The sequence below is a fragment of the Ignavibacteriales bacterium genome (assembly GCA_026390575.1).
GTDB lineage: Bacteria > Bacteroidota > Ignavibacteria > UBA10030 > UBA10030 > Fen-1298.
The window spans coordinates 198,365-223,867 of the sequence record JAPLFR010000008.1; the positions used below are offsets into that span (position 1 = coordinate 198,365).

18 protein-coding genes are annotated in these 25,503 nt (G+C 40.0%); 14 read left to right on the forward strand and 4 right to left on the reverse strand.

Annotation, left to right across the window (positions count from 1 at the left end; all coding sequences use genetic code 11):
• Positions 1-13: 13 nt before the first annotated feature.
• The 13 genes from NTX44_07020 (at position 14) to NTX44_07080 (ending at position 18,242) form a co-directional block, all read left to right on the forward strand.
• The gene (locus tag NTX44_07020) at positions 14-1,378 is read left to right on the forward strand and encodes a flippase (protein MCX6121357.1); all 1,365 of its coding nucleotides are present in this window, start codon (positions 14-16) and stop codon (positions 1,376-1,378) included.
• Between the two features lie 25 nt (positions 1,379-1,403).
• Positions 1,404-2,480, forward strand: a complete 1,077-nt coding sequence (locus NTX44_07025) for an SGNH/GDSL hydrolase family protein (protein ID MCX6121358.1) — start codon at positions 1,404-1,406, stop codon at positions 2,478-2,480.
• A 30-nt stretch (positions 2,481-2,510) separates the two neighbouring features.
• Complete coding sequence (gene glf / locus NTX44_07030; GenBank protein MCX6121359.1) at positions 2,511-3,605, forward strand: UDP-galactopyranose mutase; 1,095 nt, start codon at positions 2,511-2,513, stop codon at positions 3,603-3,605.
• Between the two features lies 1 nt (position 3,606).
• On the forward strand, positions 3,607-4,530 hold the full coding sequence (locus tag NTX44_07035; GenBank protein MCX6121360.1) for a glycosyltransferase family 2 protein: 924 nt from the start codon (positions 3,607-3,609) through the stop codon (positions 4,528-4,530).
• Between the two features lie 11 nt (positions 4,531-4,541).
• A complete protein-coding gene (locus tag NTX44_07040) occupies positions 4,542-5,870 on the forward strand; it encodes a hypothetical protein (GenBank protein MCX6121361.1) in 1,329 nt (442 codons plus the stop codon).
• A 253-nt stretch (positions 5,871-6,123) separates the two neighbouring features.
• Positions 6,124-7,443 (forward strand): glycosyltransferase, encoded by a 1,320-nt coding sequence (locus NTX44_07045; GenBank protein MCX6121362.1) that lies wholly within the window; start codon positions 6,124-6,126, stop codon positions 7,441-7,443.
• The gene (locus NTX44_07050; protein MCX6121363.1) at positions 7,440-8,540 is read left to right on the forward strand and encodes a glycosyltransferase family 4 protein; all 1,101 of its coding nucleotides are present in this window, start codon (positions 7,440-7,442) and stop codon (positions 8,538-8,540) included. Before NTX44_07045 ends, NTX44_07050 begins: the two co-directional genes overlap by 4 nt.
• Before the next feature lie 305 nt (positions 8,541-8,845).
• Positions 8,846-14,041, forward strand: a complete 5,196-nt coding sequence (locus NTX44_07055; protein ID MCX6121364.1) for a C25 family cysteine peptidase — start codon at positions 8,846-8,848, stop codon at positions 14,039-14,041.
• A gap of 9 nt (positions 14,042-14,050) precedes the next feature.
• Complete coding sequence (locus tag NTX44_07060; GenBank protein ID MCX6121365.1) at positions 14,051-14,785, forward strand: glycosyltransferase family 2 protein; 735 nt, start codon at positions 14,051-14,053, stop codon at positions 14,783-14,785.
• A complete protein-coding gene (locus NTX44_07065; protein MCX6121366.1) occupies positions 14,770-16,509 on the forward strand; it encodes a hypothetical protein in 1,740 nt (579 codons plus the stop codon). The genes NTX44_07060 and NTX44_07065 overlap by 16 nt, the downstream gene beginning before the upstream one ends.
• A 74-nt stretch (positions 16,510-16,583) precedes the next feature.
• Positions 16,584-17,141: a sigma-70 family RNA polymerase sigma factor gene (locus NTX44_07070; GenBank protein ID MCX6121367.1), complete on the forward strand. Its 558-nt coding sequence runs from the start codon at positions 16,584-16,586 to the stop codon at positions 17,139-17,141.
• On the forward strand, positions 17,113-17,757 hold the full coding sequence (locus NTX44_07075) for a zf-HC2 domain-containing protein (GenBank protein MCX6121368.1): 645 nt from the start codon (positions 17,113-17,115) through the stop codon (positions 17,755-17,757). The genes NTX44_07070 and NTX44_07075 overlap by 29 nt, the downstream gene beginning before the upstream one ends.
• A complete protein-coding gene (locus NTX44_07080) occupies positions 17,754-18,242 on the forward strand; it encodes a hypothetical protein (protein MCX6121369.1) in 489 nt (162 codons plus the stop codon). Before NTX44_07075 ends, NTX44_07080 begins: the two co-directional genes overlap by 4 nt.
• Before the next feature lie 6 nt (positions 18,243-18,248).
• Here the strand turns inward: NTX44_07080 and NTX44_07085 are convergent, their stop codons facing one another.
• From NTX44_07085 to dacB, 4 genes are read right to left on the reverse strand one after another with little or no spacing between them, the layout of a single operon-like run.
• Positions 18,249-19,217: a Ppx/GppA phosphatase family protein gene (locus NTX44_07085; GenBank protein MCX6121370.1), complete on the reverse strand. Its 969-nt coding sequence runs from the start codon at positions 19,215-19,217 to the stop codon at positions 18,249-18,251.
• Entirely contained in the window at positions 19,187-20,050 is an 864-nt protein-coding gene (gene prmA / locus NTX44_07090) for a 50S ribosomal protein L11 methyltransferase (GenBank protein MCX6121371.1), read from the reverse strand. Before prmA ends, NTX44_07085 begins: the two co-directional genes overlap by 31 nt.
• Positions 20,047-20,724 carry a hypothetical protein gene (locus tag NTX44_07095; protein ID MCX6121372.1) on the reverse strand — a complete coding sequence of 226 codons (678 nt, stop codon included), beginning with the start codon at positions 20,722-20,724 and terminating at the stop codon, positions 20,047-20,049. The genes prmA and NTX44_07095 overlap by 4 nt, the downstream gene beginning before the upstream one ends.
• Positions 20,725-20,764: 40 nt before the next feature.
• Entirely contained in the window at positions 20,765-22,267 is a 1,503-nt protein-coding gene (gene dacB, locus NTX44_07100; GenBank protein ID MCX6121373.1) for a D-alanyl-D-alanine carboxypeptidase/D-alanyl-D-alanine-endopeptidase, read from the reverse strand.
• A 126-nt stretch (positions 22,268-22,393) separates the two neighbouring features.
• On the opposite strand from dacB, the gene secA reads away from it, so the two are divergent.
• Positions 22,394-25,477 (forward strand): preprotein translocase subunit SecA, encoded by a 3,084-nt coding sequence (gene secA, locus NTX44_07105; protein MCX6121374.1) that lies wholly within the window; start codon positions 22,394-22,396, stop codon positions 25,475-25,477.
• Positions 25,478-25,503: the final 26 nt, after the last annotated feature.

Sequence of the window (25,503 nt, forward strand, 5' to 3'; positions counted from 1 at the left end):
ATTCACCGACTACATGCGAAGTGCCGCAAAGAATTTTATTCTTTTATCTTCTTCCGAAATTATTTCGAAGGCATTAGGATTTCTCACGACTGTTCTCATCGCTCGAAGAGTGGGGGTCGACGGATTAGGTGATATTGGATTCGTTTTGGCTGTGTATACCTATTTTACATTTCTGGCAAATCCCGGGTACGACACTATCGGAGCACGTGAAATTGTCCGGAAGGACATTGATTCAAGTCGTATTATCAACTCAATCTTCATTTTAAAATTCTGGTCTTCCATTCTTGCATTTCTTTTTTTATTAGTTGTCTGCTTTCTGATTCCGTTTTCTCCTTCTGTGAAACAATTATTGATGCTTCAAGGATTGTCCCTTTTAACAATACCGTTTGCGTTCCAATTCTTTTTCCGCGGTGGGAATCAAATGCAAGTTGTGGCATTTAGCCGCTTGCTACAAAGCGGCATGTATTTTATTACTGTTTTTATCGGAGTACACGGGATAAGCGATTTGATACGGGTACCTATTGCTTTCGGTATTTCCACAGTAACTGGATTCCTTCCGATGTTCGGGCTAATCCGACAGCATTGTTCATTGCATCTCAAAGTGAAGGTGGAGCAGTTACGGTCAATATTTATTGCAGCACTCACGGTCGGTGCGGCCTCAATTTGCGTTCAGGTCTATTTGAATATGGACACGGTACTGCTCGGATTTTTTAAAACAAGCAGGGAAGTGGGCCTCTATATCAGTGCTTATAAGATCGTTACGCTCGCTTCAGTAATTCCTAGTCTTGTTTTTGCTTCGTATTTGCCGTATCTCGTTTCATTAAAAAACACAACGGCAAAAGAATGGAGGACGTTTGTTTTAACAATGTTTATCATCGGATTGCCTACCGGTATCTTTATAGGCATCTATGCACCCGAATTAATTGCAATGCTTTATGGCTCGACGTATAACGATGCGGTACTTCCGCTTCGCCTTCTCTCACTAGATATAATAGCTGTTTTCCTCAGTGTTACATTTGCCCAACCGCTCCTTTTGCTGGGCAAGGAAAAAAAATACTTATCGATTGTTGCCTGGAGTGCTGGACTGAATCTTCTTCTCAACCTGTTCCTCATTCCACTCTACGGAATGACCGGAGCAGCTCTGACAACAATCTTTGCCGAGACAATGGTTGCAGTGCGTTCGTGGAGGGCGCTCACACTTGAAGTTCCAATGACTTTCATGAAAGAAGTATTTAACATTCTAAGGATCACGGTCATTGGGCTTATGGTTATGGTGCTCTGCGTATTCCTTTTTTCTTTCAGTTTAAGATTATCAGGTATAGCTTTTATCGCCGTATATGGTATCTTGATGACGAGATGGTATCGGAATTTAAAGTAAAGAAACGAGAAGCAATGGATCCTAAATGTCCAATAGTTTAATTATTAAAAAAATATTCTCAATAATCTTTGGTTGTTGTATTGGACTGTTTTTAGCAGAAACGGCAACGAGAATTCTACTTCCGACTTCTCATCCTTCAAAAGGCTTATTACGGTCTGTTCCGAACGATGCTATTGCCTTTGAATATATTCCTAATATAGAAATTGGCGATGTGAAAATTAATGACCTCGGTTTTCGAGACGATCCGTTTCCTTTACAAAAAGATGCTTCTGAAGTAAGGATACTTTGGTTAGGTGATAGTATCGTTATGGGATGGGGAGTTGCTAAAGAAGAGAGGTTCACCGATATATTGAATTTTAAATTGAAAGAACAAAACCCTAAAATACGAACAATAAATATGGCGGTAGAATCTTATAGTAATTATCAGGAATTATTAGTGCTACACCGAAGGGGAATAACGGCAAATCCTAATGTAGTTATCCTTGGTTTTTGTTGGAATGATATATTGAAGTATGAACACTTTGTGGATACATCTGGTACTAATAGGTTTGTTTTACAAAATGATTCTAAAGGTATTGAAAATGGTAATTTACTAAGAGTACGATCCTTTCAATATATTTTTAAATATAGCAGATTCTTAGATTTGGCAAGAAATTCAATCTCTAAATTAGTTCGCAATCTACATCACAGTGATAATAAAGATAAGAATAAAGCAACATTTTCTGAATTTTTAGATTGGTATTTAAATGCATGGGAATCTCAACAATTAGATACGCTTCACACGCAAATACTTACAATGAAGAAAATTGCATCAACGATAAATGCAAAATTTATTATCGTAATAATACCATTAAGTATTCAAGTCGAACAAGATTTAGAGTATGAAAAATATTTAGCGAGAATAGACAACATTCAAGAAAATTTTTATCAATATTGTTTATTACATGATATTAATGTTTACGATTTAAAACCAGGATTATTGCAAATGTCAAGAACAGATCATCGGAGCTTATTTTTAGATATATGGCATCTCAACAAAACTGGTCATAAGATTGCAGCAGATCTTATTTATACTGATTTGAAAAAAAAGAATATATTTTGATATACTATTGAAAAACCCTTTGCTGATCATATGAAGTACGACTACCTCATCGTTGGCGCCGGATTTGCTGGCTGTGTTCTTGCGGAGCGGCTCGCGACTCAACTTGGAAAAAAAATTCTCCTTATTGATAAACGCAGCCATATAGCCGGTAATGCCTTTGATGGTGTGGATGAACATGGAATACGCATTCATTATTATGGCCCTCATTTGTTTCATACGAACGATAAAAATATTATTAAGTATTTATCGCAATTTACTTCTTGGCATTCGTATGAACACAGGGTTCTGGCGTTAGTAAACGGTATGCTCGTTCCTATGCCGATCAATAGAACAACGGTAAACGTTCTTTTGAATTTAAAATTATCGACGGATACTGAGGTACAGGAATTATATGAACGGGAAAAAGAATCGATTCCGCTTATTCGGAACTCGGAAGAAATAGTTGTATCGAAAGTCGGAAGACGTTTGTTTGATTTGTTGTACAAAGGATACACAAAAAAGCATTGGGGTGTAGAACCATCGCATCTTGCACCATCCGTGTGCAGTCGATTACCGATCCGGACAAATACGAATGACCGATATTTTGACGACCTGTACCAGATGATGCCCCAAAATGGATATACCGAAATGTTTAAAAAAATGATCGCCCATCCATCGATTTCGCTGGAATTGAATACTGAATATACAGATATACCTCAGGGCACTTTTAACCGATTGATTTTCACCGGTCCGATTGACGAGTATTTTCATCATTCCCATGGCGCTTTGCCGTATCGTTCCTTGATATTCGAATTTGAAACGCACGAACAAGAATTTGTCCAACCGGTTGCGCAGATAAATTACCCTAATGATTTCGCTTATACCCGTAGTATAGAATTCAAGCATATTACAGGGCAGCGGCATATCAAGACGACACTTGCCAAGGAATATCCATGCGAAACAGGCGAACCATATTACCCTGTGCCAAATGATGAAAATGCACAGTTATATAAATTATATGCTGCTGAAGCTGAAAAATTGAAAACAGTGCATTTTGTCGGACGGTTGGCAACTTATCGTTATTACAATATGGATCAGGTTGTTGCGCAGGCCTTAACAACTTTTAAGAACATTGCCCAATCTTAATATGCAGCCGCTTGTTACAGTCAATATTCTTTCATACAACAGGAAAGACGATTTGCGGAACACTCTCCAAAAAGTATTTGAACAGGAATACAAAAATATAGAGGTGATTGTTGTAGACAATAATTCTCAAGATGGCTCTGTCGAAATGGTAAAGTCAGAGTTTCCTTCTGTGCATTTGCTCGAGTTACAGAAAAACATTGGCATAGCAGGATGGAATGAAGGAGCAATAATTGCAAAAGGAAAATATCTGTTGTTTTTGGATGACGATAGTTATCCAGAAAAGGATGCGTTACATAAATGTGTACCAACAATGGAACAACATCCAAATTGTGCGGTATTAGCATTAAATGTGTACAATGACCTGCTTAACAGAGATGAAATGATATACGAAGACAGGGTGACATTCCCGAGCTTTGTAGGATGTGGAGTAATTGTCCGCAGGGAGTTGTTTCATTCGATAGGTATGTTTAATAAGATATTATTTCTCTATGAGCATGAAATTGATTTTTCGATTAGAACAATTCAGAATGGATACGATATTCTTTTTTCACCTGACTCAATCGTGCATCATGTTTATTCTTCAATCCATCGACATAAACAACAGGATGAAAAAAATGATCTACGAAAACAATTTTTCAAAAATAGAAATATGATCTTGATTTTGTTAACTTATTTTCCTTTGCCAATAGTATTTTGGAGAATAGGACGATTTATTATTGGTCATATATTGTTTGGTCTGGTTGAAGGGTGCTTGTGGCCAGTTATAAAAGGAATTGCAAGTGGATTATGGGTTTCTTCCAAAAATTGGCATTCGAGGAAAATAGTGTCTGTTGAAGTGCAAAAAAGATATGGATATGGAAAATTTGTAGGTGGTTTTTTCCATGCTGGTCAATATGCTTTTCGAAGACCTCGTTGGTTATCGTGAGTTAAAAAAACATGAATATTGCGATCTGCGGCCTTATTTCTAACCATTTCCATCTTTTCAATGGGTTGGAATCTTATTTACACAAGAACGGACATACGGTATACTATTTCGAACCTGATTATACGGGAGGAGTGTGTTTATTCAATAGTGGCAAACCGTATACAACATCACAATGCTATCCCCAAAAGGGAAGCTATACTCCATCATCCTTGGAAGATATGTTGGGATATGAATTGTCTCTCATCCAATACGAAACCAAGGACTCGAATAAGCGAATAAAAAGAACAAAAATATTACAAATAAATGCTAGACAGAAAGCCTTCTTTTATAAATCGGTGTTCACGCGGTTTAAAATTGATTTGATCATCGTATGGGGTGGCATCAACTTTAACACTGCCGTTGCTGTTTCTGTTGCTCGAGAAATGAATAAAAAAACTATCCTACTAGAAAAAGGACTCTATCCACGAACATTGCAAGTCGATACAGAGGGCGTAAATACATTAAATTCCCAGAAATATAAATTTCGAGAATTTATTCAATGTCCGAATAACTATTCATTGGAATATTACCAAAATAGAGTGCTTGAAAAATGGGAATTTCAACAGCCATTGGATTCGGTCTCTTGGAAAAACAAAGTTTTGTATTTACTGAAAGAAGAACAGTATAAAGATTTATTGTCGCGTATAGCTGATCGAATTATTTTTTCTAAAAAAGAAAAAATATTTTCATTTAAACCTGAATACCATCTGACAGATCCCACAAACACTCATTCGGATAATCATTTTCCGTCGCAATTTCTATTTGTTCCTATGCAAGTCTCAGATGATTCGCAGGTGCTATCTCACGGAAAATGGATTATGAATAATGAAGGGCTCATCGATGCCGTTCTAAATGCTGTTTGTAGAACTGGCCTGGATATACCAATTGTCGTTAAACCACATCCCTCGGAATATCGGAGAATAGACTATCAACACTTAAAAGAAAAGTATTCTACAATCTATTTTAGTAATGCCGGTACGGTGGATATAATAAAAAAATCAAGTATGGTTGTCACTATCAATTCTACTGTCGGATTTGAAGCGACTCTGTTTCGGAAACCAGTTGTTGTTTTAGGTGATGCGCTGTATTCAATGTCTGATATTATCAACAAGGCAGCAAATGAAAGTGAACTCGCTGTTCAAATTCAGAAGAATAATGGCGTCATGTTGCCTGCCCAAGATGTAGAACGATTCGCTGCTTGTGCTATGAATATTAATGTTCCTTGCGATTTTGTAGATCCTCAATTGGAACAGATCGAATTCCTATGGCGATATATTGTTAATCTTATATCAGGAAGTTAAGACTTCATGCTTACTTGTATTTATGAAAACTAGGTATTATTGACACATATCCAGTATCTAATAATGTTTTTTCCATCTTCAACAGATTGGCGTGAACAAAATATGCAATAAGAGGATTACTTCCATTAAAGGCGGATAACATCTTAGAAATTGCATCGACTCCCTAAGAATATTTAGAAATAATAAAAATAATGATTGCAGCAAACAATAAATCCTTTGAAGCTATTCGAAGAACAATAGCCAAGCAATACTCATGGCCCCTTCTTTTCGAAAAGTATTCGTCAATCTCTCTCAACAACTTAAGAATAATAATATCCAGTATTATGTAAAAATGATGGTAAAAGATGTAAGTAGTAGAAAAATACTTGTTCTTGTTGATCGATTTCCGCTTGCTCCTGAATATTCTCCTTCCACATGGATGATCGGAAGTCTCACGGAACTTTCGGCTATTGCCGAAATCGATGTTGCCTCTGTAGTGAATTTACTGCCGCGCATGCGAAATCTCGTACATTCAAAACGCGAACGGGCATCGACAAAAGCAGCATGGTGCAGCGCTATGGAAAATACAACGGTGTATCCCTTTCCGGTTCGTCATTTCCACTACCTCGGTCTGCCGGCAAGGTTTTCATGGAAACTGCTGCCAAGATTGATGACATGGCAGGTTCTTCAGAGAATCGTGAAGACCTACAAAGCAAATCATTATGATGCGGTTATGATTCATGGTACGTATCCCGTCGGGCATCTCGGCATTGAACTTGCCAAGCGATTCAGGGCGCCTTCGTTTGTTATCAATCATGAAGGGTATCGTCTCTATCAACAATATTTTTCATCCGCTGCTGCGTTGGAACTTTTCAATGTGCTGAACAATGCCGATATCATAGCAGGTTTATCGCCGAACCATGTCCGTGAACTGCAGTATGAATTTCCGTCAAAAATGATTCAAATGCTTTGCCACGGGATATCGATTCCTTATGACGCGACACGAACGAATCAGAAGAACAAAGAAGAACCATTTCGGATCCTTACTGTTGCACGATTAGATGGTGTGGAAAAACAAATATCGGTACTGATTGAGGGATTCATTCAATTTGTTCAAGTCAACAAAATTCGAGCGCAATTAACGATTGCCGGAGACGGTTCAGATATTCCTGTACTAAGACAAATTGTTTTGAAGTATCATGCAGAAGGGATTGTCCATTTTTGTGGTTGGGTGGGAGCAAATAAATTACCCGACTTGCTCAGAAGTCATGATGTATTTGTTTGTGCTTCCACGCATGAAACATTTTGCTATGCAATTTTAGAAGCGATTGCGTATGGAATACCAGTCATCGGACTTCCTGAGGTTGGTATTCTCTCTGAATTTGTTTCTTTGTTTCCAGAAGAGACAGCACTTTCTGAATTAACCTCTTCACAAATTGCAGAAAAATTATCGTTGTTCTACAATGCAAAGAATAAATGGCCTCAGATTGCCAATGCGATGGTTCATGTAGTAAAAAAGCGATTTACATGGACTGTGCACCGAAATTCCTTGCATGACATATTGAATCAATTAATCCGAATTCATAAATCATGAATATTCTGCTTTGTGCCGAAGATTTTGTGCTCAATGGTGTCACACGCCACATCATCGATTTAGCGAACGGGTTGGTGAAACACGGACATGGCGTTGTTGTTGCGGCAACGCCAAGCGGTGAAGAACGACGTCTTGATGCAGCAGTGATATTTGTTCCCCTATCGCTCTGCCGAGAGTCAAGTTACAAAAAAAAGTATTATGGTATTTTTTCATCAATCCTTACACTCCTTCGTACAATACGGACACATCAAATTCAAATTCTTCATACGCATAAACGGTATGCAGATGCAATCGGAAGAATTGTCGCACGGATAACCGGCATTCTTCACATCTCGACCTGTCATAATGAATTTGCTACATATACACGGTACTCTTTTTTTGGTATCATAACGATTGCGCCATGCGAGACCATCGCGTGGATGTTGATTGAAAAATTCCACCGTTCTCCCGGAAGCATCCGGATTATTCCATACGGGATACAGGAACTTGAGCGATATTCCTCTTCGGCAATGTCAGAGATAAAATGTACGTATGGCATCGCTCTGACCGATACGATTGTTCTCAGTGTCGGGCATCTCAATCGCCAAAAAGACCGGCAGACACTTGTGGGGGCGATACAGCTTGTTCGGGAAGCATGGAAAGGGAAGAGTGTCGTATTCCTGATCGTCGGTGAAGGAGAAGATGAATCTCGTGTGCGTTCCATGATACGAAAGTATCATCTGGAACATATGGTAAAAATATTATCTGCACGATCAAATATTTCCGCATTGAATAACATTGCGGATTTCTGCGTTCTTTCTTCCATTCATGAAACATGGTCGTACGTATTGCTTGAAGCCGCAAGTGTGGGGAAACCGTTCATTGCAACGAGTGTGGGATGTATACCTTCATTTATAGCGGATAATACAACGGGCATTTGTGTTCCTCCAAAAAATCCGGCACGACTTTCAGAAGCTATCATAGATTTTTTGGAACATCCGGAAATCATTCGTCAGAAAGGGGAATGCGCTCGAAAACGGTTTGAGCAATATCATTCTTATGATGTTTTTATCGCTCGTATGACTGAGCTCTATGAGAAAACTCTTTACGAAAAATAGTTTGTCTTTTTTTAAAAAGATTTTCATAAGAATTGAAAATAATCTCTGTTTGCAATATTTGGATAAACAGTACAATAACAAAACCTAAGCTCGATCAAATGGTTGATGAAATCATCGCTGTTGATAAAAAAATGTGCTGAAGAATAAAAACAACAACAAATAATTCGTGCTTCTATCGATTATTGGTAATCTCTTCATATATTAACGATATACAATGGGCTCTATATACGCAATTGAAGATGAAAAGCAATAACCCTTATCTCATTTTAAAGGTGTTCCTTTTATGCAGTTTCCTAGAGGGAGGGATGTTCGTTGGATATGCTCAACAACATCACTTTTTGTGGGGCAGTGTTCATTTGCAGTCCAAGGGCAATGGAATAAACCTGCAAATTATTTTGCGTCCTACGGAAACAGATACTGTGGCTGTTGCGACGCGCACCTTTTATTATGCAGTAGCTCCGAAAACGAATATTCGTCTGCAATTACAGCGTCATATCACACATGCTCTTTTAGGGAGAAACATTCAATATTTATCCTCGTTGGAACAAATACGCCAGCATATTCCAAAGACAGGAAGTTCTTTCGTTAACCTTACCGGGTATCGTTGGTTTCGCGGAAAACGGTTTGCTGTACTGTCTGTGGCTTCGTTGATACAAAACGGTTCAGCGATACAAACGGTGGATACGATTGACATTGCCATCAGTGGTGTTACTGCTTCGGCAACTTCCGCCAGTTCAAAGGATAAATACTTCCAGTCTGTCCTACAGGAGTTGGACGCTAACTCTGAAACTGCAACGTCCGAAACAGAAGCATTGTCATGGGTGGATTCAACTAAAATATGGATACCGCTCAACGGAAAAACGATAAAGATGACGATTCCCTGTGATGGTGTCTATCGGTTGACGTATGCTCAGTTAATGAGCCTCGTGCCCGAATTGACAAGCGTCGATCCGTCAACATTTCAACTGTTCAACAAAGGACTCGAACTGCCCATGACAGTCAAGAGCGAGACGAATGGAATATTTTCCTCCGGTGATTATCTCGAATTTGTTGGACTGAAAAATTACAATCCCGATACTCTCTATCGTACTGTGACCGCTGGGCAAGAAGAATATCCAGAATATATGAATCGCTATACGGACACATCGTATTATTGGTTGGTGTGGGGGAATTCCACGGGAGTCAGATACACAACAAATGATACAAATATTTCTTCGACCGATTCTCTTCAGTGGTACACTGAAACTGTTCACATTGAAAAAAACACTGTGTATGCTTATTGTGGCAGCGATGAACTCGAGCAACAAAATCCTTATTGGACATCAGCAGATATTTGGGGATGGGGATACATTTATGCTGGTGGAAGGTTGGATCCCACTTTTACTGCGACTCAGCTGCAATCGAATGCGTTTTCTCCCCGTATTTATATGAAAATTGCCGGGTCGGCCTCTGGCAGTTCAGCGGCAAATGCACATCTTTTACAAATTGGGATTAACTCAACTCTCTTGCCGGATACGACGGCACTTGGACCATTCGAACAAAAAGTACTGAGACGGACCGTCGATATTTCAAAACTGAACGAAGGAAATAACACACTGCATTTTTTTTCGTACCCTACTACTTCCTTAACTAACTCAGTCCTGTTTGATTGGGCTGAAGTTGAATATCCTCGTTCATTAAAAGTTACAAACGATAGTCTCTGGTTCGGATTTAGAGATGTGGGCAGTACGGCAGTTCGAAAAGTTATTCTTACCGGATTAACTTCAAATAATCTCGTTGTCTATAAAATAGGGATACATGCAAAACGAATAGTCGGTACAATCAGCGGAACAGGCAGCTACACACTGTCCTTTGTCGATAGCGTTTGTAATGGTGACCGCTATGTTCTTGTAACAACAGATCATAGTGTTACACCCGTTCTTGCATATAAAAACAGTTTCGCCGGTTTGCGTAATCCATTACGTCGCGCAGATTATCTTTTAATAACCGATTCCATATTTTACAACACCGCCGTCAGTTATGCATCCTTTATTCAGTCGACGTATGGACTCCTCACCGCGATTATTAATATCAAAGATATTTATGATGAATTCGGATATGGTTATCCAGTGCCGGAAGCAGAGAGAGAATTTCTTAAAGCAACGACCAATTGGAATGCTCCGATGCCTTCCTATGTGCTCTTGGTAGGAGAAGCGAATTATGATTTTAAAAATTATATCGGTGTCCCTGCCGAAACTTACGTTCGAAATATCGTGCCGGTTTACGGTATGCCGGTGACAGATCAATGGATTGCCAAGTTGGATGATTCTTTAGATGTTCCTCAAATGTATGTCGGTCGATTGACAGCTGCTACGGTGGAAGAATTTCAACGGTACTTTACACGACTCGAAACGTATGTACATCAATCCTTCGATGTGTGGAATAAACGTTATCTGTTTTTTGCCGGTGGTTCAAGCAGCAGCGAAAATTCAACCTTTCATACCGTTAATCAATCCATCATGGACAATATCGTCAAACCGAGACCGATTGGCGGGATTGCAATCGATTTTTATAAAACCGTTAATCCGGTGTCGAGTTTTGGACCGTACACCGTTACACAAATTTCAAATGCAATTGATAGCAGTGCGGTGATGATTACTTACATCGGACATAGCGGAACGGAAACATGGGATAATGATATCAATAGTGTGACGGATCTGGCAAATAATGTCGGGCGTTATCCGCTTATTTCTGATTTTGGATGTTCTACAGCAAAATTTGCTGAACCTAATATTCGTTCTTTTAGTGAACAATTTGTGGTTGGTACAAATGGCTCTGCGATTGGATATATCGGAAATTCATCCTTAGGATTTGTTTCGATTGCTACCTCACTGCCGGAACATTTCTTTGAAAAAGTCATGTCAGATTCTACGCATACTATTGGAAAAGATCATCTCTTAGGAAAACTTCTTACGCTGAGCCAAAATGGATGGACGAATACTTCGATGGGAAGGCAGTTAATGTTGACTAATACATTGATTGGTGATCCTGCGGTTCGCTTGCCGATTCCGGCGTTACCGAATCTGGTTATTTCCAGCAGTCTGATTTCTTCTTTACCTGGCATTCCATCAGATGATAATGATGCAGTTTCCCTGGCGATTCCGTATCATAATTTAGGATCTGTGCCTACTGATACATTCAAAGTAAAAGTTACACATACATATCTCACGACGAACTCCGATACAATACTTTCCTTGCCAATTCCCTTGTATGCCGACACAATTCATCTTTCGTACATCGTAAGGAACTTGCCAGGAAAACATACCTTTGCCATACAATTAAACCCGGCTCATACAGTTTCGGAGTCAAATTATTCCGATAATTTCTGTGAATATTCTATTGTAGTACAAACGGCGGTATATAGAATTGCATATCCTGTTCCAGAGTTGAATTGCCCGTCGAAAAAATTTGTTCTTCTTAATCCGGTCAAAAAAACAAGCGATGCAAATACCGTGACAATTATGATTGATACGAGTGAGTCGTTCTTAACTGCGTCTTCCTATACAGCTCCTCTAGGACAGGTAGTAACATCCTTTGTGCCTATCGATACAGTAGTAAAACGATATTACTGGAAAACTTCCGGGAATTCAACTACCGCTTCCGGTTCCTTTATTCCTTCATCTGACTCTTTAACTCGCTGGACACAATCTACGTCATCAGAATGGACGGCGAATTCCTACCAATATACCGAACATACATCAAAGGGTGTATCCTTAATAGATTCAACGTATGCAATTGAAATTGTTTCATCTGGATGGAATACTTCTAGATACGGTGCTGTGAAAGTGAATGACAATAATTTAATCGGTACGACATTCAGTCGAGGAATAACAGTTGTACAACTTGATACTATGGATTTTCATGTTATTCAACAAAAGTCGTTCGATACCCATGCAGACACGATGAATGCTGCATCGTTAGCAGCTTACCTGAATGCGATGATAGATCGAAGTCTTGTTGCCATGGTTGTTATCGATGAAGCACAAAGTTTTTTAACGGAATCAGCATGCACCGCAATCAAAAAGTTTGGTAGCCGATATATAGATCACATACGGGCGGGGGAAGGATATAGGGCTGCGTGGGCTTTGTTCGGGCGAAAAGGATCTGCTATCGGAGAATCTCTCGAATCATGGCACCCTGCCGCCGATTCATTACGGGCAATTTTGGATACTACAATTACGAATATATCGTTTAACGGTTATGTGCTCAGTCCTTCTTTCGGTCCTGCAAGTCAATGGACAACGGTGAACATAACAAAGAACACTCCTTCAGGCAGTACGTTAGGAATGTATGTACTTGGGACAACGCTTACCGGCACGTTGGACACGCTTGTGAAAAACGATACCAGCAGCACGATAGACCTGACTTCTTTCAGTGCAAAGAAATATCGTTCGTTGCGTTTACTGGGAAAATTTATGGTAAATACATCTGGTGAAACTCCAATTTTAAAAGATTGGGAGGTGGTACTGAAATCTCCGCCGGAACTTGCCATTAATTATCAATGTGTTTCGATAACTGCCGATACATTATTGGAAGGGAAATCCTTAGGAATATCATCAAAAATATTCAATGCAGGCGAGCAACCCGTCGATAGCGTAAAAGTAGTCTTTACGTTGATGAATAGCGGCATTCGCCAAAAAGATACAGTATTAGTCCCAGTCGTTCCTGCTGATTCATTTGCAACCATTAATTATTCTCTCATGACTGCGGGACGTGCAGGTAGTAATACAGAAATTATTTCCATTGATCCCGACCAAACTATACCGGAGATTTATACCGTCAATAATTATTATTCATTTTCTTTTTATGTTCAGAGCGATACGACTAAACCAACCTTCGATATCACATTTGATGGGCGGCGCATTTATGATGGTGATTATATCCTGCCGCATCCTACAATCAGAATAGCGATTTATGATAACAGTCCGCTGCCGATACAAAATCCCTCTTTTGTGAATCTCACACTGGATGACCGAAGAATTACACTTGGAGAATATCCGGATAGTCTATTTGAAACCAAGTCAGGACCTGAAAAAGCAGTCGTAACATTTAAACCGGCATTAAGCGGTAAAAAAGATGCCTATAAGCTTATGCTGCAAGTTAAAGATTCGACCGGCAATGAGGTAGATTTAGGCAATCCAATATATTTTGTAGTTGACTCTGTTTGGGAGATAAGAAATGTGTTTAATTATCCCAATCCATTTGCCTCAGAAACATATTTTACGTTTTTACTGACCAATTATGCTGACGAAGTGGAGATCAAGATATATACCATCAGCGGAAGACTCATTCAAGATATACTCGTGCCTCCTCAATCAGAAAATGCGTACTATCAAGTGTACTGGAATGGCAGAGATCGCGATGGTGATGAAATAGCAAATGGAGTGTATTTCTATAAAATCATTGCGAAAAGTAATGGATTGACAAGGGAACTCATACAGAAATTAGCAAAGATTCGATAGAGTAAAGAAATGGAATTCTCAATTATTGTTCCAACATACCAAGAAGAAGGATGTATTGAACAATGTCTTCGCTCCATCGCACAGCAGAAATATGAACGTACAGAGTATGAAATTATTGTCTCTGATGCTCATTCAACAGATCGTACTGTTGAGAAGGCGAGACAGTACGCAGATAGGATTATTCATGATGATCGGAGAGGAATTGCATACGGAAGGAATGCAGGCGCATTGAGTGCGTGCGGAGACATTCTCGTGTTTGTAGACGCAGATGCGACTCTGTCATCAGATTTCCTTATTCAATCTCATCAGGTATTTCAAAATTCATCAGTTGTTGGAATGACGGGGATTCCAAAACCAAGCGATGGTGGATTTTTGCAGCGGTTTGTGTATAGAGGCACGTACTGGCTGGTTCGCATTTTTTATTTTTTTGGCGTCTCGTTATTTCCAGGAATTTGTGTAGCGTATCGTCGGGAACCATTCAAGAAGCTTGGAGGTTTCCGTGAAGATTTTGGTATTGTTGAAGATCTTGATTTGAGCAGACGAATATCGCGCATGGGTCGATGTAAAATAAATAAAAAGGCACGCGCTTTTGTCTCCACGCGGAGGTTAGAAAAGCATTTACTCTCGACAGTGACGTTTCATATCTATTCTGATATACGATATCTTTTCACTGGAAAAACATCAAAACATTATCCAAAAATTGAGGAAATGAATTCATGGAAAGATTTATGGCAGAATCATTGAACAATATAAAACAGGACAAAAATAAAAAAACAAAACGAACATTCATTGTTTTAACGATTGTCTTCTTCGCCACAAGTGTGATTCATGTTCAGGCTCAATCTATCGACGTGCCGGTGAACCATGAAGTATATGATTTCCTCAAAAGAATGGAGGCACGCCAATTAGTTACCGATTATAAGGATGCTGCTCTGCCTCTTTCTCGGATGCAGTTAGCAACTTATTTGGTAGTACTGGAACAAAAAGTAGATGCTATGACACGTGTAGAGCGCGAAACTTATGAATTCCTTAAAACAGAATTTAACTACGAAATACTTAAAATATCCGGAGACATTCAACCAAGCGAAACACGATGGCATATCTATTCACACGACCTGAATCAAGGAATGTTGAATTTTGATATTGATTATAGCCTATCCCAAATATCTGCAAAAGATCAATCAACCTTCATGCGTTCGCAGGGGTTGAAGATGTATGGATATATGTATAATTCTATCGGTTTCTATTTCAATTATGTTGATAATCGTGAAAGTGGTAATAACATTGACTATAGTCGACTGAATGATAAAGATTTACCGCAGGCTTCTTGGCTCTCCAGTGCAGATATGAATTATTATAGTCGAATAAAAACACGCCAAAGAGGTGTTGTACCTTCTCAGCTCACCGGAACAAACAATTTTCAATTTGATGAAATGAATGCACAATTTAGCTGGCAAATTGGATCGTTTACACTGTCACTAGAAAAGATGAACAATGTTTGGGGATATGGAAGAAACGGCACAGTCATATTTTCCGATAATGCACCATCATATCCGCAAATTAAACTGCGTATTCCTATCTCTGAAAATATCGATTTCATTTATTTCCATGGAGAATTAAATTCAAACGTTGTTGATTCATCACTTTCCTATTTAGTCACTTATCCCAATCAGAGATATTCGACATTCCGCGCGGTGGACCATTCAAAATATATTGCTGCACATCAATTGGAAATATCATTATGGCATGGTGTTGATTTTTCTATTGGCGAATCTATTGTGTACAGCGATCGAGGACCATTGTTGATGTATTTAATTCCTATCATGTTTTTCAAGGCTGGTGAACATTACAATGACAATAAAGATAATTGCCAATTATTCGGCAGCATTGATCTCAATGTCATTAAAAATGTGAATGCCTATGTATCATTGTTTATTGATGAGCTAAACACTGACAAATTGTTTGATCCAAATCTTTCGCATAGACAAGTCGCATTTACTTCTGGGCTTCGAGTCTTTGATATTCCAGCAACAAATTTCGATATGACGGTTGAGTATACAAGAGTGAATCCAGCGACGTATAATCATCAATATCCTTCGACAACGTTTACAAATAATGGGTTTGTGTTAGGAAACTGGATGGGTCAGAATGCTGACGATTTATTTCTGGAAGTAGGATTGACTCCGATGCATTCATTGCGGTTATCAACTTTTGGTGAAATTTATCGAAAAGGAGGTATGCTCTCATTATTTGATCAATATAGTACTGATCAAGGAAATTGGACATTTCTGTTTGGTCCTTTGCACATAGAACGCTCTTTCGGTATTACTGCAAAATACCAACCACTTCGCGATGTTTTTATTAATCTCAGTGCACGATTACATAAAATTGAAGATGAAGTAGATCCAGCGCAGAACCGCGCACATCAGTTTGAATTTACTCTCGGGGCGGGTATCGGGTTATGGTAATAATCAGCTTTTTGCATATTTCACTTAAACTTTGAACCGATAGAGTTGTCAAATAATAAAATGATTTGGTATAGATGATTGACTCCACTGACCTTGAACTTGTCACATTGTTCCAGAATGGCAATGAGACATCTTTTAACGAGTTGGTAAGACGATATCAAGAAAAGATATATTGGATTGCACGCAGGTTTGTAAACGATCATGATCAGGCAGATGATATCGTTCAAGAAGTATTTGTAAAAGTATATAGCGCATTAAAAAAATTCCGTGGAGAATCAAGTGTGTATACATGGTTGTACCGGATCACAGTTAATGTAGCACTCAACGCTCTTCGGAAACAACGCATCAGGGATTTTGTCCGCATCGATGAATACTTTGAAAAAGCCGACGATGAAAATGAACAACCTGATGTTCTCTTCGAAAAAGAGGAAGAGCAGAAACTTATAGAAGAAGCAATAACAAAACTTCCAGAGAAACAAAAAGCTGTCTTTATCCTCAGGTACCATGAGGAATTATCATACGAGGAAATATCACTCATTCTAAAAACATCGACAGGCGGACTCAAAGCAAATTATTTCCATGCCGTAAAGAAAATTGGAGAGTATGTTAATCGTGCACACAGAACACGTTAAATATGATTTGATGGATTATATTACAAACAGATTAAATACAGAAGAACGCATTCGGGTTGAACAGCATTTACAACTATGTTCTTCTTGCAGGGCTGAATACAAGGAATTGCTGGCGGTAGATACAGCTTTAACACGAATGCATACTATATCGCCAGTATCTGTATATTATTCTACCATTCTTCCGAGGGTTAGAAAGCGTCTTGTTTCTCAAAAACGATTTATCTGGGATTATGGCTATGGTGCGGCGAAGATTGTTCTTCCACTTGCGGTGTCAGTCTTGCTTGTCGTTCTTTTCATGAAAGTACCCACAGATTCTGCATCTGAGTCTGTACAGACAGAAGCTCTGCATCAAGCAATGATGGATTTCAATGAAGAAGAAGTACTGCAAGCTGTTGAAAAGGAATATGAAGGATTATCTTTATCGCCTAATCAGGAAATTGCCGCTGCTGGTGTTGCAGAGCATCTGCAGGGAGATCGATTCCTGAAATCGGCTGTATCAAAACAAATCGAGAACGAAGAAACTGCAGAGATGGATGTTGAAGGGATGATTTCTGATTTAGACGGAGAGCAAGTTGACCTGGTATTATCCGGCCTTTCTGAAAGGAATATACTATGAAATGGATGCAAATAGCTTCTTTTGTTATCATCTCTACTTTGATGATATCCACAAACCTCGTTGCTCAAGATCAACTTCCAACACGTGGTCCTGCCGCTGAACGCATCGAACAATTCAAGAAAGTGCGTCTTATGGAAGTGCTGAAGATGGATGAAGAAACTTCTATCCGATTTTTTGCTCGGTATAATAAATACGAGGAAACTCTGCGCACGATTCAGAAAGATCATAATGCACTCATTGACCAGCTTCAAGACTTAACTAAATCAAATGCGAATAATTCAGATATTGAGCAGGCAATAAAAGATATCGGAATGAGCGAAGAAAAAATTGCCGAGACGCGTTCAAAATTCCTTGAAGAGCTTAAGGGTGTCCTTTCGTTAAAACAGATTGCGGAATACGTGGTATTTGAGCGTAACTTCAATAAGAATCTTCGAGAGATAATGCGGGACATCGCAAAAGAACGCTGGAATTATCGACAGAGGTAAAATAAATTATTGAGAATCGCTGAAAAGCGTTTGTGCGGTTTTTATCACGATGCCATAACGCAATCCGCGATCACTTACCGTTATTTCCGATAAATGTACCTTCTTCATTATTTCCCTGAGGATAATAATTCCTGCCAGAAGAATATCAGCGCGCGATGGATGTATTTGCGGATAATTTCGCAATTGATCCAGTGACAGCGGTCTAAGCTCTTGAAATATTTTATCGATTGTTTCAAGTGTGATTACATGCCGGTTAACAAGATTTCTATCAAACTGTGGAATCCGAAGGTCAAGCGCAGCCAATGTTGTCAATGTGCCGGCAACGCCGAGTATATGCGTCGTTGGTGTAAGAGGAAAAATATTTTGGAGATGATCTCGAACAAACTGAACTGCGTTTTCAAGGGCGGTACTGCTGGGTGGGCTTATTTTTAAAAATCGTTCAGTAAGTCGCACACTTCCAATGTCTATACTGCTCGATGATGTGACAAGCGCTTCCGAACCAACGACAATCTCTGTACTGCCTCCTCCGATATCGAGTACGGCATACCGAGTAGAATCCGCTTTTGACAAATATTCAGAAACGGCGCCAAGATATGTTAGTTCTGCTTCTTCATTTCCGGAAAGTATTCGTATTTCGAGTGCGAGGCTTTCTTTCATAAAATCAATAAACTCTTGACGGTTTTCAGCATCACGAAGTGCACTTGTTCCACATGCTAAGAGATGCTTCACTCCCAGCGAGTCGGCAATGTCTTTAAGCTGGGAAAGAATATCGAGAATGCGCTGGAAAGTTTCCTTTTGAATGATGCCATGTTCATCGACACCTTTGCCGAGCCGGCCGATGAAATGTTCGTCTCTCACGACATGAAGTGAACCATTGCTCTGAACATCAGCAACAAGCATCAAAACAGTATTCGTTCCTATATCGATGGAAGCGAGACGCATTGTTATAAACGCTGCAGCGCGACAGCCGTCCATTCGTTTTCATTAACAAGTTCTACAGGAACAAGCGCATTCTTCGCAAATAATTTAAGCAGCACGGGCATATCGATAGTCAGAATGCCGGAAAGAATGATAATTCCTTGCTTTCGTGTTCGCGAAGCAAGCGATAAGATGAATCGAGAGATGGTACGGAAATCTATATTTGCTACAATAAGATCGAATTTGCGTCTTGGAATACTGCTGACGCTTCCCAACCGAACGGTTATGCGTTTATGAACACCATTCCTCTTTACATTTTCTTTTGTGTTTTCAATTGACCACTCATCGTTGTCAATTGCGAACACTGAATGTGCTCCCATCTTGATGCAGGCAATGCCGAGAACGCCGGTACCTGTGCCGAAATCGAGAACCTTCATTTCCGGATCGAGAAAGCGCTCAAGCAAACTTAGACTTAATCGTGTTGTTTCATGATGTCCCGTTCCAAAAGACATTTTTGGATCAATGTGAAGAATCACTTTGTTGAGATGACGCTTTGGTAATTTCTTCCATGACGGCTTTATAATAATATGAGGTGTTGCCTCCACGATGCCGGTTTGCTTTTCCCATTTTTTGTTCCAGTTTTGTTCATGGACGAGTGAACAGGAATAGGAAAGATCGAGAGAAGGAAATTCGATTTGAAACTTTGCAAGTGCCGTCTCGAACTTATTTTTAAGAGCATCGTTCCATTTTTCTTTAGGAATAATGCATGTCAGAAACATTTCTTCCTGAACAAAGCCCGTAAAGCCAATAAGGGCCAGCAGTCCAATAAGTAAATCTTGATATCGTTCATCAATCAGAATAACAGCTTGAATCCACGTGTGTGTTTTCATGAAATAGTACTTTTCTTTGAAAGCTGATATTTCTTAAAAAGGTCCTGAAGCAAATCTTCGTTCATTTGGAGCCAGAATATTTGATCCCGATAATTTTCCTGCATTTTCCTGTCTGCTTTGTTGTATTTGACATTGAGCAGATAAATCAACGAGATAAGTATGCAGAAAGAAATCAATCCTTGTTGTTCCATAAGAGTTGTGCCTGTGGCGGTTTGAACTGCAAGGCAGATAAGAGAAAGAATGGCAAACAAAAATGACGTTCGGCGTATTTGAATCATAATGTGATAGACTGTGCCGAAGAAAAACACTTTTTCATGAAACGCAGATGGAATAAAATGATTCAAAATATAAAAATACATTTGGCGAGCTTCCGTTTCGTTCAACATTTGCGTACCGGAGTGTCGGCGGGCAATATCTTGAAGAAATGCACTTGGCTGGTTTTCGACAAAAGCACGTCGTCGTTTCGTGGTTTCCTTTGCATACATTGTTAATCCGGAGACAATGACAAGGAATAAAAACAGTATAACAAAATAACCATGATCGGCAGGAAGAGGAATATACCGGGACACAAAAGCGAAGAAAAATAAAGCACAAAGCGATACAAAGTAGAAACCTGGAATCAGAATACGGGTTGCTTCATACAGCCCAAAGGAAGATGCGTTTGAATGATTCATATCATTACTCATGGTGGGAAAATGGATGGATGGGAAAAAATTATTGTGTGTTTTGTTTTGTCGAAATATTTTGAGAACTATTTCTACTGAAGCCGGCAAGCAAGGCTCCAATTCTATCCTGTGCTTCACGATAATCGTATGGGGAAGAAATAAAATTCTGCATCATCATTACAAAAGCCAGCATTTCACCATCACGGGTTTGAACATATCCAGATAAACAACTGACACCATTGAGAGTTCCCGTTTTTGCATGCAGATTGCAGGCAACTGGATAGGTACTCATGCGATCTGCCAATGTTCCGTCAACGCCGGCGACTGGCAGAGAATTATAGAACATCTGAAACAAGCGTGGCTGTTTGCTCATTGCCACAAGAAATTGGACAAGTTGATCGGCACTGAACAAGTTATATCGAGAAACACCCGATCCATCAGCAAGAGAAAACTTTGTGGTGTCCATTCCTAAGTTGAAAAGGAATTCTTTTTCTCTAAACACTCCATTCTTTGCAGAACCGGGGATGCCATTCTTTAAAGCTCCTATTACTTTGAGTGTGTTTTCCGCGGAAAGATTATCACTTGGCTTGTTTATGCTTTCAATGACCTTTTCTATCGGCTGGAAGTGCTGTGCAATTTCATAAGTACCGTCTGGAACTACACCGCTCACAACATCTCCGAACACCGAAATACCAGCACGACTGAGGGATTCTTTAAAAAGTACACCCGCATAAAATTCCGGACGGCGGAGAGATACTTTCCGTGTCGCTTGACTGTACCGGTACATATCTCCTTCGATGAGTATCGTATTCGCATTGCTCAACGTGAGACGCCTGGCTTTCAAAGGCATGCGAATACTATCAAGAACAATCTCCGCTTTATTTATGATTGTGACAAAATTTGTGTTTGGTTCAAGCGAAACTGAAACGCTATTTATATCTGCTGTCACATGTATGATGATGCAATTCTTGTTGACGGAAAGCGCATTAATATACGGTGCATCAGGATCAGATTCATCATCCCAAGTCCAGCCGGATCCCCAATAATTTTCATCAAAATAAGAATCATCCACGATAATGTTACCTGCAATGGTTTTGATGCCAGATTGACGCACTGCAAAAGCCAGGGTATCTAAATCTGAAGTTACCAAATTCGGATCTCCATATCCTTTCAGATAAATATTTTGAATGGCATTGCCATCTCTTGTCTTGTCATCAATAAACACGGAGGTTATAAACTGATATCCTGTATCGAGCACGGACAACGCTGCAGCAGATGTAATCAGTTTAATGTTTGACGCTGGATTCATCAGCGCTTTGCTTTCGTGTTCATAGAAAACCTTTCCGCTATCGAGTGATACAACCTTGATGCTGGCACGTGCAGGTATGAACAGCGAATCTGAAAGAAGAGAATTGATATTGTTGTGCAGGAGCTTTAATGGATCCGGGGGAGATATAGCTCGAGGAGAGATAACTGGGCGAGTTGTTACACAACCACCCAGTGTCCCCGCAAGAATAAATATGGAAAAAATAATTTGATTTCTGGTGTTCATAGACTGAGTGAATTTCATCTTAAAACGTTTAAAATGCAAGAACTCCTGCAATTTAGGTCATCTTGCTATCTCATCGAAAAAAGAATATATTGACTATGAAATCAGTATAAATCGCAGGATGAAAACATGCTTCAATTCTTCAAAAACCTATTTGGTTCTAAACATGAACGAGATGTAGAGGATTTATATCCGTTAGTTGATGAAATCAACTCACATACAGCTTCACTGCAATCGCTTACAGACGAAGAACTTCGAGAAAAAACTACAGAGTTTCGCCAAAGAATACACGATCGCACCAAAGATATTGAAGATGAAATTGCACAGATCAAGGTGACGTTGACACAATCGCAATCCTTTGAAGAACATGAGGCACTGTATTCCAAAATTGAAGAACTGAACAAACGGCTTGACGAAGAGATCGAAGCAGTCCTGAATGAAATCCTCCCGGAAGCTTTCGCAGTCGTCAAAGACGTATGCCGAAGGCTTGTAGGGCAAACCTGGGATGTCGCGGGCAATAAAGTTGTCTGGGATATGGTGCCATTTGATGTTCAACTGATGGGCGGTGTTGCCCTGCATAGAGGAAAAATTGCAGAAATGGCAACAGGCGAAGGTAAGACGCTTGTAGCCACCATGCCGACATATCTCAATGCACTCCCAGGGCGCGGCGTTCATATTGTGACCGTGAACGATTACCTTGCGCTTCGAGATAGCTTGTGGATGGGCAAGGTGTTTGAGTTTTTAGGATTGAAAGTCGCCTGCATTCTTCAAAATATGGATCCCCACCAGCGGCGGATTCAATATGCCGCTGATATTACTTACGGCACAAATAATGAATTCGGCTTTGATTATCTGCGTGACAATATGGTTGTGAATGCTGAAGAAATGGTTCAGCGGCCATATAACTACGCCATCGTGGATGAAGTGGATTCGGTGCTGATAGACGAAGCAAGAACGCCTCTTATTATTAGCGGACCCGTGGCGACCGAAGATCACAAGTTTGATGAAATGAAACCGTATATCGAAAAGTTGGTCAGGGCACAGCAGAATTATGTCGCAAAGATTACATCTGATGCAGAATTGTTTTTGCAGCAAAACAGAGTTGAAGAGGCTGGTGTTCAAATGCTGCGCGCGCAGCGAGGTTTGCCGAAGAACAAAAAACTTTTAAAACTTTTTGCTGAGCCATCGAACAAAACGCTCACTCAAAAAACTGAGCGTGAATATATGCAGGATCAAAGTGCAAGAATGCACGAGATTGATGATGAATTGTATTTCAGCATAGATGAAAAATCGCACCTTGTCGATTTGACAGAAAAAGGCAGGGAATTTCTTGCAAAGGAGTTTCCGGGCAACAATAAAGAGTTGTTTATCATACCGGATATAGGAACTGAATTAAGCATGATAGAAGGCGATGCATCGCTTTCTATCGAAGAAAAACAAAAACGGAAAGATGACGCAAACAAATTATTTGCAGATCGGAATGACCGAATTCATACTATTCACCAACTTCTAAAAGCATACGCGCTGTATGAGAAAGATGTTGAATATGTCGTTTCCGATGACGGCAAGATTATGATTGTGGATGAATTCACAGGCCGTCTTTTATCCGGGAGAAGATATTCCGAAGGATTGCATCAAGCTATTGAAGCAAAAGAAGGCGTCAAAGTAGAACGCGACACTCAGACACTGGCAACAGTGACACTTCAAAACTATTTTAGAATGTACAAAAAACTTGCCGGTATGACTGGCACTGCCGAAACGGAAGCAGGTGAGTTCTTTGACATCTACAAGCTTGATGTCGTTGTCATACCAACGAATCAGCCTATGATCCGCGAAGATCATGATGATCAAGTCTACAAAACGAGACGAGAAAAGTATAATGCCGTCATCGCTGAAATTGAAGAAATGCGAAAAATTCAGAGGCCTATATTGGTTGGCACGACAAGCGTTGATGTTTCAGAAACCATCAGCAGAATGCTTAAGCGTAAAGGCATTCCTCACAATGTGCTGAATGCAAAACAGCACCAGCGTGAAGCAGAAGTTGTGGCGCATGCCGGATTACCGGGTGCTGTCACAATTTCTACAAACATGGCTGGACGCGGCACAGACATCAAACTTGGTCCGGGAGTTAAAGATATCGGCGGATTGCACATTTTAGGGACTGAACGTCACGAAGCGCGGCGCATCGATCGGCAATTACGCGGACGTGCAGGACGTCAGGGCGATCCGGGATCATCGCGATTTTATCTTTCGCTGGAAGACGACCTCATGCGTTTATTCGGCAGCGAGCGGATTGCTAAAATTATGGAACGGATGGGCTTAAAGGAAGGTGAAGTTATCCAGCATCCGATGATCACACGGTCTGTAGAACGTGCACAGCGAAAAGTTGAAGAGAACAACTACGGTATCCGTAAACGCTTGTTGGAATATGACAACGTGATGAACCAGCAGCGTGAAGTAATTTATGCCCGTAGGCGTCATGCATTGTTAGGTGAACATTTACGGGACGATATTTTTGATATGCTGCGTGATTCTATCGACAAATTGGTGCAAGCATATTATTCCGAAGGTGACGTTGAGGGGCTTCGGAATGAAATTCGTGCGCGTTTTCTTACTGATTTGAGTCTGACACCGGAACAGTTCCAAACACTTGGAGAAACAGGCGTTGCAGATGAAATTATAAAAGCGACCGAGGATTTTTATCGCCGTAAAGAGCAGCAAATTGGTTCCGAATTCATGACGATGCTCGAAAAGATGGCAATGCTTCAAGTCATTGACAACAAATGGCGGGATCACCTTCGCGAGATGGATGATCTCAAGGAAGGCATACACTTACGCGGTTATGGACAGAAAGATCCGTTGGTTGAGTACAAAAGTGAAGCTTTCAAAATGTTTATCGAGCTGATGGAATTGATTGCAACTGATGTGCTCAATATGGTTTTTAAATTATATCCTGAACGACCAGAACAAATGCCCATGCAGCGAGGGCGCCGGCAAACGCGCCATGAAGATATGGTATTGACTCACGACTCTGCAACAGGCTCTGGATTTACGGCAAATAAAGAACCTATTACTTCCGGAGATGGTCAGCAAAGAGCGCAGCAGCCAAGCGGTCAAAGAGTTCAGCAAATACGCGTTGGTCCTAAAACAGGAAGAAACGAACCGTGCCCATGCGGAAGCGGCAAGAAATATAAAAATTGTCATGGCGGATAATTGAATACCGATTTGTGGAACATTCA